Origin of the sequence: Burkholderia sp. BCC0506, from assembly GCF_902833145.1 — a bacterium.
GTDB lineage: Bacteria > Pseudomonadota > Gammaproteobacteria > Burkholderiales > Burkholderiaceae > Burkholderia.
Genome location: NZ_CADFEN010000008.1, coordinates 37,519 through 50,222, shown reverse-complemented (window position 1 = coordinate 50,222; position 12,704 = coordinate 37,519). Strand labels below are relative to the sequence as shown.

At 67.2% G+C, this 12,704-nt stretch carries 11 protein-coding genes and 1 pseudogene; 8 read left to right on the top strand and 4 right to left on the bottom strand.

Features of this window, described 5'->3' with window-relative positions:
- Positions 1-7 precede the first annotated feature (7 nt).
- Positions 8-859 carry a carbohydrate ABC transporter permease gene (locus HWX62_RS19365; protein WP_059644529.1) on the top strand — a complete coding sequence of 284 codons (852 nt, stop codon included), beginning with the start codon at positions 8-10 and terminating at the stop codon, positions 857-859.
- 212 nt (positions 860-1,071) lie between these two features.
- Here HWX62_RS19365 and HWX62_RS19360 read toward each other — a convergent pair whose 3' ends face one another.
- The gene (locus HWX62_RS19360; RefSeq protein WP_175931219.1) at positions 1,072-1,470 is read right to left on the bottom strand and encodes a nuclear transport factor 2 family protein; all 399 of its coding nucleotides are present in this window, start codon (positions 1,468-1,470) and stop codon (positions 1,072-1,074) included.
- Positions 1,471-1,552: 82 nt separating this feature from the next.
- Here HWX62_RS19360 and HWX62_RS19355 point away from each other — a divergent pair, with 82 nt between their 5' ends.
- Positions 1,553-2,494, top strand: a complete 942-nt coding sequence (locus HWX62_RS19355) for a LysR substrate-binding domain-containing protein (RefSeq protein WP_175931074.1) — start codon at positions 1,553-1,555, stop codon at positions 2,492-2,494.
- A gap of 38 nt (positions 2,495-2,532) precedes the next feature.
- Here HWX62_RS19355 and HWX62_RS19350 read toward each other — a convergent pair whose 3' ends face one another.
- The gene (locus tag HWX62_RS19350) at positions 2,533-2,916 is read right to left on the bottom strand and encodes an ATP-dependent protease (protein WP_175931073.1); all 384 of its coding nucleotides are present in this window, start codon (positions 2,914-2,916) and stop codon (positions 2,533-2,535) included.
- Positions 2,917-2,971: 55 nt separating this feature from the next.
- Positions 2,972-4,429 carry a DEAD/DEAH box helicase gene (locus HWX62_RS19345; RefSeq protein WP_175931072.1) on the bottom strand — a complete coding sequence of 486 codons (1,458 nt, stop codon included), beginning with the start codon at positions 4,427-4,429 and terminating at the stop codon, positions 2,972-2,974.
- Positions 4,430-4,608: 179 nt separating this feature from the next.
- On the opposite strand from HWX62_RS19345, the pseudogene glcF reads away from it, so the two are divergent.
- From glcF to HWX62_RS19315, 6 genes and pseudogenes are all read left to right on the top strand, one after another.
- Positions 4,609-4,919: pseudogene (glcF, locus tag HWX62_RS19340) on the top strand (glycolate oxidase subunit GlcF); the annotation flags it as partial.
- Positions 4,920-4,941: 22 nt separating this feature from the next.
- A complete protein-coding gene (locus tag HWX62_RS19335) occupies positions 4,942-5,346 on the top strand; it encodes a heme-binding protein (protein ID WP_175931071.1) in 405 nt (134 codons plus the stop codon).
- A gap of 43 nt (positions 5,347-5,389) precedes the next feature.
- Positions 5,390-7,564 (top strand): malate synthase G, encoded by a 2,175-nt coding sequence (locus tag HWX62_RS19330; RefSeq protein ID WP_175931070.1) that lies wholly within the window; start codon positions 5,390-5,392, stop codon positions 7,562-7,564.
- A gap of 567 nt (positions 7,565-8,131) precedes the next feature.
- Positions 8,132-9,697 carry a sensor domain-containing diguanylate cyclase gene (locus tag HWX62_RS19325; RefSeq protein ID WP_175931069.1) on the top strand — a complete coding sequence of 522 codons (1,566 nt, stop codon included), beginning with the start codon at positions 8,132-8,134 and terminating at the stop codon, positions 9,695-9,697.
- A gap of 165 nt (positions 9,698-9,862) precedes the next feature.
- On the top strand, positions 9,863-11,248 hold the full coding sequence (locus HWX62_RS19320; protein WP_175931068.1) for a cache domain-containing protein: 1,386 nt from the start codon (positions 9,863-9,865) through the stop codon (positions 11,246-11,248).
- A gap of 31 nt (positions 11,249-11,279) precedes the next feature.
- Positions 11,280-11,924 (top strand): response regulator transcription factor, encoded by a 645-nt coding sequence (locus tag HWX62_RS19315; protein WP_006485936.1) that lies wholly within the window; start codon positions 11,280-11,282, stop codon positions 11,922-11,924.
- Positions 11,925-12,037: 113 nt separating this feature from the next.
- Here HWX62_RS19315 and HWX62_RS19310 read toward each other — a convergent pair whose 3' ends face one another.
- Positions 12,038-12,634 carry an ABC transporter substrate-binding protein gene (locus tag HWX62_RS19310; protein WP_175931067.1) on the bottom strand — a complete coding sequence of 199 codons (597 nt, stop codon included), beginning with the start codon at positions 12,632-12,634 and terminating at the stop codon, positions 12,038-12,040.
- Between the last annotated feature and the right edge of the window lie 70 nt (positions 12,635-12,704).

Genomic DNA, 12,704 nt, shown 5'->3' with positions numbered 1-12,704 from the left:
ATTCACCATGTTTCCGACGCCCGTTGCCCACTGGAAGCCGGTATCGCGCCGGCTGTACAAGCTGTCGCTGCCGGTCGCGCTCGTGATCTGGCTGCTGCCGATGATCGCGGTGTTCGTCACGTCGGTGCGCTCGACCGAGGAACTCGTCGAAGGCCACTACTGGGGCTGGCCACGGCATTTCTCGATGATCGAGAACTATCGCGATGCGCTGACGACGTCGCCGATGCTGCATTACTTCTGGAACAGCGTGCAGATCACGGTGCCGTCGGTCATCGGCTCGATCGCGCTCGCGGCGATGGCCGGCTTCGCGCTCGCGACCTACCGGTTTCGCGGCAACACCGCGCTGTTCGGCACGTTCGTCGCCGGCAACTTCGTGCCGGTGCAGGTGCTGATGATTCCGGTGCGCGACCTGTCGCTCAGGCTCGGCGTGTTCAATACCGTCGAAGCGCTGATCCTGTTTCACGTCGCGTTTCAGACCGGGTTCTGCACGCTGTTCCTGCGCAACTTCATCAAGCAACTGCCGTTCGAGCTGATCGAGGCGGCGCGCATCGAGGGCGCGGGCGAATGGACGGTGTTCTGGCGCATCGTGCTGCCGCTGATCCGGCCGGCGCTCGCCGCGCTCGCGATTCTCGTGTTCACGTTCGTGTGGAACGATTACTTCTGGGCGCTGTGCCTCACGCAGGGCGACGAGGCCGCGCCGATCACGGCGGGCGTCGCGGCGTTGAAGGGGCAATGGACGACTTCGTGGAATCTCGTGTCGGCCGGGTCGATTCTCGCCGCGCTGCCGTCGGTCGCGATGTTCTTCGCGATGCAGAAGCACTTCGTCGCGGGGCTCACGTTCGGCGCGACAAAAGGCTGAACGCGCGCCGCTCGCGCTTTCGCATCTCCCCCTCCGCATCGTGAGGTTGCCCGCTTCGGCGGGCTTTTTTCGTTGCGGATTCGGGTAGGGGTCGCTCGACGGACCTCGCCCGTCATCCAGGCTTCCACGCCGTCAACCGATCAAACTCGCAGCGTGCCGCGGTTTCGACGCGCCTGAACGGTCGAGCGCGACTTTGATCGACATCGATTCGGCTACGCGTACTTGTCGCCGACCGTATTGCGAATCGGATGGGTGTCGTAGACGATGATCATCCGTTCGATGCGCCCCGCGCTGTCGAATTCGAACACGTCGACGCACTCGAAGCGCGCCACCGAACCGTCTTTCAGGCCCCAATCGTAGATGAAGTAACCTGTCGCACGTCGAGCCCCGCTCGTGCTGACGCAGATGTCGATCGGTGTAATCCTGCTTGCTCCCGACGCGGCCGCGACCTTCGAAAAGAACGGCTCGGGGTGCATCCAGCCGAGAAATGGCGAGAAAATCCGCGCGTCCGGCGTAAAGAGCGCACAGATGGCACCGACATCGCCGCGCTCCAGTTCCCGAAGGTAGGCGCGAACCTGTTCCGTGTAGAGTGATTCCGACGTTGAGCCCAAAATTATCCTCCGATCATTCGTCGACACCCCCGTTCATTCGCAAGAACAGGGCATCCGGTAGACGCACGATAGCGATGCACCGATGACCGAACAATCGAAAAATTCGCAACCCGGGTATGCGCCGCATGCATATCCGCTGGCTGACCTGACGCGGCCGCTCCCGCCGTTGGCGGCGATTCAGTCATTCGTCGCAGCGGCGCAGCTCGGCAGCGTCAGCAAGGCCGCGGATCACCTCTGCCGCACGCAAGGCGCGGTGAGCCGCCAGATACAGCAGTTGGAAACGCATTATCGATGCGCACTCTTTGTGCGGCATGTGTCGGGCCTGTCGTTGACCGCAGAAGGAAATGCACTGCTGACGGTCGCGGTCAACGTGCTCACGCAATTGGTTCAGCACGCGGATTCCCGCGCACGGGCGACCTCGGTGCTCACGCTGAAGTTGCCGTCCACGTTCGCCGTTCGCTGGTTGCTCCCGCGTCTGCCGGACATCCATCGCGCCATGAGCGGGACGGAGCTTCGTATTTCGACATCCGCGGACGATACGCCGGATTTCGCGACGTCCGACGTCGACGCCATCGTCGTGCGCGGCACGGGACAGTGGACCGGCATGGAGGCGGTCCCGCTGTTTCCCGAGACGCTCACGCCGATGTGCGCGCCCGCGTTGGCGACCTCACTGCGATCCGTTGCCGACCTGGCGCACGTCGATTTGCTCCATCCCGGGCCCAGCCGCGCGGAGTGGCGATGCTGGCTCGATCATGTCGGGGCCCGCCAGATCGATGCGGGACGCGGACTGGTATTCGATACCCTCGAATTGACGCTCGCGGCAGCGATGGAAGGACATGGCATTGCAATCGGCGACCCGCGGATGGCGAGAGACCGACTCCGTGCCGGATCGCTGGTGACACCGTTCGAGGAGGTGGCTGAAGACGGCCTTTCCTACTTCCTCGTCTATCCGCCCCAGCGTGCGCCACAACCGAAAATTCGGGCCCTCGCCGATATCTTGCTGCGGCTTGCGCGAGAAGATTGATTGACCGGCGAGTGCCGGAGCACGACGGTCACCCGCGATCAGAGATCTCCGCGTACTTCACCGGTTCCCAGCGCGTTGCGCTGCCGGTTGACCTCCGCCCACAGTTCATCGCTGTCGTCCTCGCGCAGCACGACCATGCAGTCCAGTTGATCGTCGGTCACCCCGAAGTACTCGAGAATTTCCCGCCGGACCGCGTCGACGAACTGCGCGTATTCCGGCGTGGCCTGGGCCCGCGCGTGCAACGCGTCGTATTCCGCATCGTCGGCGCCGCCGCCGTGCTCGTCGATATAGCGCGAGATCCACTGGTCTCGTTCGCGGTCGTAATCGGCCTCGGCACGCATCGCTTGCACGGCCGTGTAGAAATCCAGTTGCGCAAACGCGGCGATCGCCGCCGTTGTCGCCTCGTCGAATGTCGTCGTCATGCCTTCTCTCACTTCAGTCATCGCACATCATCGGTGATGCCGGAAAGGCTTCAGGCTACCGGGACGGTTTGCCAGGCTTGCCGCGACCACCGGCAGGTTTGCCAGCCGGCTTCCCCGCCCCCGCAGCCGGCTTGCCGGCCGGTTTGCCGCGCGGCTTGTGCACGCTGAACGGGCTACCGATGGTGTAGTCCGTTCCCGTGCCGACGGCTGGCTTCGCATGCTGCGCCGCAGGCTTGCGCTTGCCTTCGTTGCCCGGCGTGTGCGGCTTCTTGCCGGGCGCCTGCCTGGCGACCGGCGCGGTTTGCGGCACCTTCGGCTTCTTCGGCTTTTTGGGCTTCTTGATGATCTGCCCCGTCGCGCTGGTTTCCGGCACGCGGTGTTCGGCTTCGAAACCCGGCTCTTCCTCCCGCCGCAGCGTCTGCCGGATCAGCGCTTCGATCGCGGCCAGTTGCGGCGCTTCGTCGGCGCACACGAGGGACACCGCCACCCCGCTCGCACCCGCGCGGCCGGTGCGGCCGATACGATGCACGTAGTCTTGCGCGACGATCGGCAGATCGACGTTGATCACCAGCGGCAGATCGTCGATATCCAGCCCGCGCGCCGCCACATCGGTGGCGACCAGCATCTGCACGTCGCCCGCCTTGAAACGTTCCAGCGCGCGCAAACGCGCGGGTTGCGGCTTGTCGCCGTGGATCGTGTCGACCGCATAGCCCGCTTTCTCCAGCATCAGCGCCAGATAATCGACGCCATTGCGGGTCTTGACGAACACCAGCGCGTGCTCCCACTTGTTTTGCGCCACCAGGTGCATGAACAGGTCGGGCTTGTTCCGCTTGTCGACCGGTACCACCCATTGCTTGATCTTGCTGGCCGTGGCGTTGGGCGGGCTGACGCTGATATCGACGGGGCTGTGCAGAATGCCCGCCGCCATCTTGCGGATCTCGTCCGAAAACGTCGCGGAAAACAGCAGCGTCTGGCGCTTGGCGGGCAACGCGGCAAAGACCGCGTCGAGTTCGCGCGCGAAGCCGAGATCGAGCATGCGGTCGGCTTCGTCGAGCACCAGCGTCTGCACCTGATCGAACTGCACGGCGTTCTGGCGATTGAGGTCGAGCAAGCGGCCCGGCGTCGCCACGAGCACGTCGACGCCCTTGCGCAGCTTCATCATCTGAGGATTGATGCTCACGCCGCCGTACGCGGCCAGGAACCGCAGATCGAGGCCCTTGCCGTATTCGACGAAGCTTTGCAGCACCTGCTCGGCCAGTTCGCGCGTGGGCACCAGCACCAGCACGCGCGCGCGGTTGCTGGACACCGCCGGGCCATGTTGCACCAGCCGTTGCAGCAGCGGCAGCGCGAAACCGGCCGTCTTGCCGGTGCCGGTCTGCGCCGCGGCCATGACGTCCTTGCCGCCGAGCACGGCGGGAATCGCCTTGGCCTGCACCGGCGTGGGTGTCTGGTAATTGAGGCCTTGCAGATTACGCAGCAACGGCTCGATCAGGCCAAGCGAGGCAAAAGACATGGACGTGTTCCGGGCTAAAACTGCAATTCTAGCGGGTACGGCGCGGGCCGAGCCCCCGCCCGTGCCGCCGCGCGACCGTTCATCCACCGCGCCGATGGTCTTCTCGTGCGCAACCGGTATCGGCGACGGCGCGCGACCTGCCGCGCTCCGACCCCGTCTATGCGCGATAAGCGCGTCGCCTCCACCGCCCGTGCACGCTGCGGCACGCGCAGTGCCTCGGCGGTGCGGTCGAAAGCACCTGGCACGGCCCGGCTTCGATCTGACGAATGTCGCCGGCGGCCATCCGTGCCGCGGCTCGGCCGACACGTATTCGCCGACGCAACCCGAACTCGCGACGACACTACGCGACAACAGGCTCGACGCGCCGGACGCCGCGCAGCCGAACTTGATTGTCACGGCCGACGTCGGATGCCAGACTCAGCGGAACGGCGCGGGCCGCACGCTGGTGCGCCACTGGATCGAGCTCGTCGACAACCGGCTGGTCAACTGACCGCCCATTCCGGAGGAAAGCCATGCAAACGAAACCCGAACTCGAACTGGCCGATGCCGAGCGCATGCTCGCCGCGGCCCGCGCGGAAGCGGAACGCCACGGCTGGGCCGTGTCGATCGCGGTCGTCGACGACGGCGGCCACCTGCTCGCGTTCGCGCGGCTGAACGGCGCGTCGCCGGCCAGCAGCACCATCGCGCAGGACAAGGCGCGCGCGGCGGCGCTCGGCCGTCGCGAGACGAAGGCGTATGAGGATATGATCAACGGTGGCCGCACCGCGTTTCTGAGCGCGCCGCTGACGGGGTTGCTCGAAGGCGGCGTGCCGGTCACGGTCGGCGGCCGGATCGCAGGCGCGATCGGCGTGTCTGGCGTAAAGTCCGAACAGGACGCGCAGATCGCGCGCGCCGGCACACAGAGCGTCGCGGAATAACCAGCCAAGCCGCGCACGCGCATTTTCCCCGGGAGGATTCACGATGATCGACCAAGCAGGACTGCAAGTCGCGCCAGCGCTGAGCCAGTTCATTGAAAACGAAGCGCTGCCGGGCACCGGCATCGACAAGGCCGCGTTCTGGAGCGGTTTCTCGGCCCTGGTGCACGACCTCGCGCCGCGCAACCGCGCGCTGCTCGCGGAACGCGACCGTCTGCAGCAGGAACTCGACGCGTGGCATCGCGCGCACCCCGGCCCGGTACGCGACCATGCCGCGTATCGCGCGTTCCTCGAAAAAATCGGCTACCTCGTGCCGGTCCCGTCGAACGTCGCGGCAGCCACCGCGAACGTCGACAGCGAGATCGCGACGCAGGCCGGCCCGCAGCTCGTCGTGCCGCTGTCGAACGCACGCTATGCGCTGAACGCCGCGAACGCGCGCTGGGGCAGCCTGTACGACGCGCTGTACGGCACCGACGCGCTGCCGGAAGACGGCGGCGCCGAACGCACCACGGCCTACAACCCGACGCGCGGCCAGCGCGTGATCGACTACGCGCGCAACGTGCTCGACAACGCCGCGCCGCTCGCGAGCGGCTCGCACCGCGACGCGCTGCGCTATCGCGTGCAGGGCGGCCAGCTCGCCGTCGAAACCGCGAAGGGCGTCGTGCACCTCGCGCAGCCCGCGCAGTTCGTCGGCTACCAGGGCGCGGCCGATGCGCCGTCCGCGATCCTGCTCAAGCACAACGGCCTGCACGTCGAGATCCAGATCGATGCGTCGACGCCGATCGGCCGCGCCGATCTCGCGAACGTGAAGGACGTCGTGCTCGAAGCCGCGGTCAGCACGATCATCGACTGCGAGGATTCGGTCGCGGCCGTCGACGCCGACGACAAGGTCCAGCTCTACCGCAACTGGCTCGGCCTGATGCAGGGCACGCTGGTCGAGGAAGTCGCGAAGGGCGGCAAGACCTTCACGCGCCGCCTGAACGCCGATCGCGAGTACACGACGCCCGACGGCGGCACGCTGTCGCTGCACGGCCGCTCGCTGCTGTTCGTGCGCAACGTCGGCCATCTGATGACCAACGGCGCGGTGCTCGATCGCGATGGCAACGAGATTCCGGAGGGCATCCTCGACGGCGTCGTCACGACGCTGTGCGCGCTGCACGACCTGAAGGCGAAGCGCAATTCGCGCACGGGTTCGATCTACATCGTGAAGCCGAAGATGCACGGCCCGGCCGAAGTCGCGTTCGCCGACACGCTGTTCGCGCGCATCGAGGATCTGTACAACCTGCCGCGCAACACGCTGAAGATGGGCATCATGGACGAGGAGCGCCGCACCAGCGTGAACCTCGCCGCGTGTATCGCCGCGGCGGCCGCGCGCGTCGCGTTCATCAACACCGGCTTCCTCGACCGCACCGGCGACGAGATGCACACCGCGATGGAAGCAGGCCCGATGATCCGCAAGGGCGACATGAAGTCGTCGGCGTGGATCCAGTCGTACGAGCGCAACAACGTGCTCGCGGGCCTGTCGGCCGGCCTGCGCGGGCGCGCGCAGATCGGCAAGGGCATGTGGGCGATGCCGGACCTGATGCACGCGATGCTCGAACAGAAGATCGCGCATCCGCGCGCCGGCGCGAACACCGCATGGGTGCCGTCGCCGACCGCCGCGACGCTGCACGCGCTGCACTACCACCTCGTCGACGTGCAGGCCGTCCAGCAGGAGCTCGAGAAAGCGCCGTACGCAAGCGAGCGCGACGCGCTGCTCGAAGGGCTGCTGACCGTGCCGGTCGTCGAGCGCGCCGCGTGGAGCGAGGCGGAAATCCTGAGCGAGGTCGAGAACAACGCGCAGGGCATCCTCGGCTACGTCGTGCGCTGGGTCGAACAGGGCGTCGGCTGCTCGAAGGTGCCGGACATCCACGACGTCGGCCTGATGGAAGATCGCGCGACGCTGCGCATCTCGAGCCAGCACATCGCGAACTGGCTGCGCCACGGCGTGATCACCGAGGCGTTCGTGCTCGACGTGTTCAAGCGGATGGCCCGCGTCGTCGACCAGCAGAACGCCGGCGATCCGAACTATCGCCCGATGGCGCCCGACTATGAGCAGTCGACCGCGTTCAAGGCCGCGTGCGCGCTCGCGCTGCAAGGCACGTCGCAGCCGAGCGGCTATACCGAGCCGCTGCTGCATCGGTTCCGGCTCGCGTTCAAGGCGCAGCAGCACGGCGCATGAACCTGCGCATGCGGGCTTGTCCCGCATGCCGGGTGCCGGTTCTACACCGGCGTTGCAAAACGGGCAGCCCGCGCGGCTGCCCGTTTTCATATTCGCGTTCACCCGATCGTTGAAACCGATAATCGGCACCCGTTGCCGGCTTTCGTGTACGACGTCCGCGCGTCGTTAATCAACCGGTATCCGCAGCGGTATGCCGCGCGCGCCGTTCCCCCGCGCCGCAAAGCCTTGCTCAGCAACGTTTCGCCCGATTATTGGCAAGCCCGCGATTACGCCGTAATTTGACCCTGATCAACGGGCCGCAACATTTTCCGCGCACGCAAACACGCGCGTTATACTCCGTGGAATTCGCGTCGCGCGATTCGTCAGACCGTCGAATTGCGGCAGATGTTACCTGTGAATACCGGGTTTATCGGTTTATCCGGCCGCGATAGTCGATAATCGATGCCCGTTTTCTCCGCTGAACGGAAGGCATGCACGGGAAGGGCCGCGCACCGGGTCGCCACCGGTAGTCATACGAACAATCGCATCGGCCCGCCGCCCGGCGACGATGCCCCCGATCCACGGACCATGGCAGAAACCGACTACGCAATGCCCAGCGAATCCGGCCGGACGAGCCGCGTCGCCGCACGTCTGCGCCGGTTCCTGTTGCCGCACCTGATCTTCTATACGGGGCTGGCGATCGCGCTCGTCCTGCTGCTCCTGTGCGCAATCGTGCTGTACGAAGGCCGCATCGACGCGCGCGACCGCTCGCGCAGCATGCAGCAGAACCTCGCGCTGATGGCGTCGTGGGACATCGAACGCAACATCGAGATCTATTCGCTGTCGCTGCAGGCGGTCGTCGAAGGCGCGAACGACCCGGAGGTCACCCGGCTGCCGATGCCGCTGCGCCGCCAGGTGCTGTTCGACCGCGCGACGACGGCCAAGTACCTCGGCGGCATCTACGTGCTCGACGCGAAGGGCGACATCGCGGTCGACGGCAAGAGCGACGTGCCGCGCAAGGCCAACTTCGCCAACGAGCCGTACTTCACCGTGCACCGCGACCACCCCGACGTCGGCCTGTACATCAGCGATCCGTATCATTCGCGGCTGCGCGGCGGCTCGCCGAGCATCGCGCTCAGCCGGCGGATCACGCGGCCCGACGGGTCGTTCGGCGGCGTCGCGGTGATGTCGATCCGGCTCGAATATTTTCAGAACCTGTTCTCGCGGCTGTCGCTCGGCGATCGCGGTTCGGTCGCGCTGATCAACACGGACGGCAGGATGGTCGCGCGCGAGCCGTACGACCCCAGGATCGTCGGCCGCGACATCAGCCGCGCCAGCACGTTCCGGCACTTCATGACCGCGAGCGAAGGCAGCTTCGCCGACACCGCATCGATCGACGGCGTGCGGCGCCTGTACGTCTTCCGGCACCTCGACCACCTGCCGCTCATCGTCATGGTCGCGCGCTCGGAAGCCGACACCTACGCCGCGTGGTACGACCGGGCGATCCCGATCGGCTCCGCGATGGTCGTGCTCGCGATCGGCTTCGTCGGCCTGTCGCTGCTGCTCGACGTGCAGTTGCGCAAGCGCCATCGCGCGGAAACCGAGCTGCAGGCGCTCGCGCGCACCGACGGCCTGACGGGCCTCGACAACCGCCGGATGCTCGACGTCACGCTCGCGCGCGAATGGCGCCGCGCCGCACGCTCGCAACACGCGCTGTCGCTGCTGTTCATCGACGTCGATTACTTCAAGCGCTACAACGACACGCAGGGCCACCAGGCCGGCGACGACGCGCTTGCCGCGGTCGGCCGCTGCATCGCCGGCTGCCTGCGCCGCCCGGCCGACTATGCGGCGCGCTACGGCGGCGAGGAATTCGTGGTGGTGCTGCCGAACGTCGACACCGAAGGCGCGGTGACGATCGCCGAAACGATCCGCAAGGGCGTCCTCGATCTCGGCATCCGGCACGACGCCGACACGGTCGGCCGCCTGACGGTGAGCATCGGCGTGACGACCAGCTATCCCGAATGCGACGACAACATCCAGGCCGCGCTGAAGCAGGCCGACGATGCGCTGTACCGGGCGAAGGAAAGCGGGCGCAACCGCATCGTCGTGCAGGCGGCCACGCCGCCGGACGAACTCGAATCGCGGCGGGCCTGAGCGCACGGGCAGCGGCGGGGCGGCCGCCGGGCTGCCGCCGCCCGCATGCAAAATCACCGACAATAGCGGCTCGATACGCTGTCGCGCGCCGAAGCGCCCGGCCGGCCCGCGCCTCGCCAGGCGTACCTCGCCGGCCGCACCGGTCCGCGGCCGCTTCGCACCACCATGAGACTCAAGGCAAAGATCTTCCTTCTGGCCATCGTGCCGTTCCTGCTCGCGATCGCCGGCATCGGCTTCGGCGTGCGCCAGCAGGCGACGTCGCTCGCGCGCACCCAGCACGCGACGATCCAGGCTGCGTACCTGTCGAGCAAGGAAGTCGAGCTGAAACACTACGTCGAGCTCGCGACGAGCGCGATCATGCCGCTCTACGACGCGAGCGGCCGCAATGCGCGCGACGACGCGCTGCTGCGCACGCAGGCGCTCGCGATGCTGCAGAAGATGGATTTCGGCCCCGACGGCTATTTCTTCGTCTACGACCTGCACGGCAATTCGCTGATGCACCCGCGCGAGCCCGAGCGCGTCGGCCACAACTTCTGGTCGATGCGCGACCCGCAAGGCGCGCTGACGATCCAGAAGCTGATCGGGGCGGCGTCGCAGGGCGGCGGCTACGTGCGCTACGCCTGGCAGCGGCCGTCGACGGGCCGCGTCGCGCCGAAGCTCGGCTACGTCGTCGCGCTCGAGCGCTGGGGCTGGATGGTCGGCACCGGCATCTATCTCGACGACGTCGACACCGCGCTGCAGCGCATCGACGCGCGCGCGTCCGCGAACATCGAACGCACGATGAGCTGGCTCACCGCGATCGCGCTCACCGGCGCGGCGGCGATCGCCGTGTGCGCGCTGGTGCTGAACGTCAGCGAGTCGCGCAGCGCGGACGCGAAACTCAAGCAGCTCGCGCAGCGCGTCGTCGAATCGCAGGAACAGGAGCGCGCGCGGCTGTCGCGCGAACTGCACGACGGGATCAGCCAGATGATGGTGTCCGCGAAGCTGATGCTCGAATCCGCGCTCGCGCGCTTCGAGCGCGGCACGTCGCGCGTGCCCGAGGCCGAGCAGGCGCTCGCGTCCGGCGTCGCGCGGCTCGGCGACACGCTGCGCGAAGTCCGGCGCATCTCGCATGCGCTGCGGCCGTCGATGCTCGACGATCTCGGCCTCGCGGCCGCGCTCGAGCAACTCGTCCGCGAGCTCGGCGCCGAAAGCGGCATCGACATCGGCTATACGCAGGTCGCGCACAGCGGCTCGCGGCCGCTGCCCGAAGCCGTCAATACCGCGCTGTTCCGGATCGCGCAGGAAGCGCTGAGCAACATCGTGCATCATGCGCGGGCGTCGCGCGCGGCCGTCACGCTCGACGTCGGCGCGCAATCCGTCACGCTGACCATCGCCGACAACGGCTGCGGCTTCGACGCCGAACGCTCGCAGGCCGACGCACGCCGCGGCATCGGCCTGCGCAACATGCGCGAACGCCTCGACGCGCTCGGCGGCACGCTGACGATCACGTCGCAGGTCGGCCACACCGTCGTGGCCGCGCGCGTGCCGCTGCGGCGCGCCGCCGCCTGAGCACGCGCACCCTAACCGGAGACCTTTGCCAATGAGCGCCCCCGATACCGCCCGGCCCGCCGCCCGACTGCTGCTCGTCGACGATCACCCGCTCGTGCGCGACGGCTTGCGGATGCGGCTCGAAGCGGCCGACCTGTCGGTGGTCGGCGAGGCCGGCAACGCGGACGAGGCGCTCGCGCTCGCCGCCTCGCTCGAACCCGATCTCGCGCTGATGGACGTCGGCATGAACGGAATGAACGGCATCACGCTCGCCGGCGTGTTCCACGAGCGTTTTCCGGGCATTCGCGTGCTGATGCTGTCGATGCACGACAACATCGAGTACGTGACGCAGGCGGTGCGCGCCGGCGCGAGCGGCTACCTGCTGAAGGATTCGCCGGCGAGCGAGATCGTCCGCGCGATCGGTGCGGTGCTGGCCGGGCAGACGTTCTTCAGCGAAGGGCTCGCCGCGCGGATGATCCAGGCCAGCGCGACCGCGTCGCCGCTCGACCGGTTGACGCCGCGCGAGCGCGACATCCTCGACGCGCTCGCCGAAGGGCTGTCGAGCAAGCAGATCGCGCAACAGACGGGGCTGTCGGTGCGCACGGTCGAGACGCACCGGCTCAACCTGAAACGCAAGCTGGAGATCGAAGGGCAGGCCGAGCTGATCAAGTTCGCGGTCGAGCATCGGCGGCGATAGGGCGAGCGCACGGCATTGCGCAGTGGCCACCCGCTGTACCGCTCGACCGGCCCACCAATGGAAAAGGCGCCCGAAGGCGCCTTCCATGCATGCCGAACGACGCGCAACGGCCGTCAGTTCGTCCGCGAATTGTGTTTCTGCAGATACGCGATCAGGCCGTCGATCCCGCCCGTCGCGAGCTGGCTCTTGAACTGCCCCTGGTAGACCTGGATCAGCCACGCGCCCGACATGTCGATGTCGTAGATCTTCCAGTCGTTGCCGACCTTGCCGAGGCGATAGCCGACCGACTGGCTGTCGCCCGGCGTCGTCACCGTCGACTGCACGAGCGCATCGGCGCCCGACGCGCCGCCGGCCTTGAACGAGAATTTCGCGTCCTGGTTGCCGAGCTGCGCGAGCGATGCGGCATAGGTGCGCGTCATCAGCAACCGGAACTGCTTGTACAGCTCCTGCTGCTGTTGCGGCGTGGCCTGCTTCCACGCGTCGCCGACCGCGATGCGGGTCGTGCGCTCGAAGTTGGTCACGGGCAGGAAGCGCTGCTCGACGACCTGCGTGATCTTCGCCATGTCACCGCCGCGCGCGGCCGGATCGGCCTTCATCGCATTGACGGTACCCTCGACCGCGGTGCGGACGACATCGACCGGCGCGCTCTGCGCGAAAGCGGAAACCGACACGGCGGCCGCCGCGACGAAAGCAAACAGATGACGTTTCATACGAATTTCGCACTCGATGGGAAAAAACGGCCGGCTCCTTGCATCGGCCGGTGGAGCAAAGTATACCGGG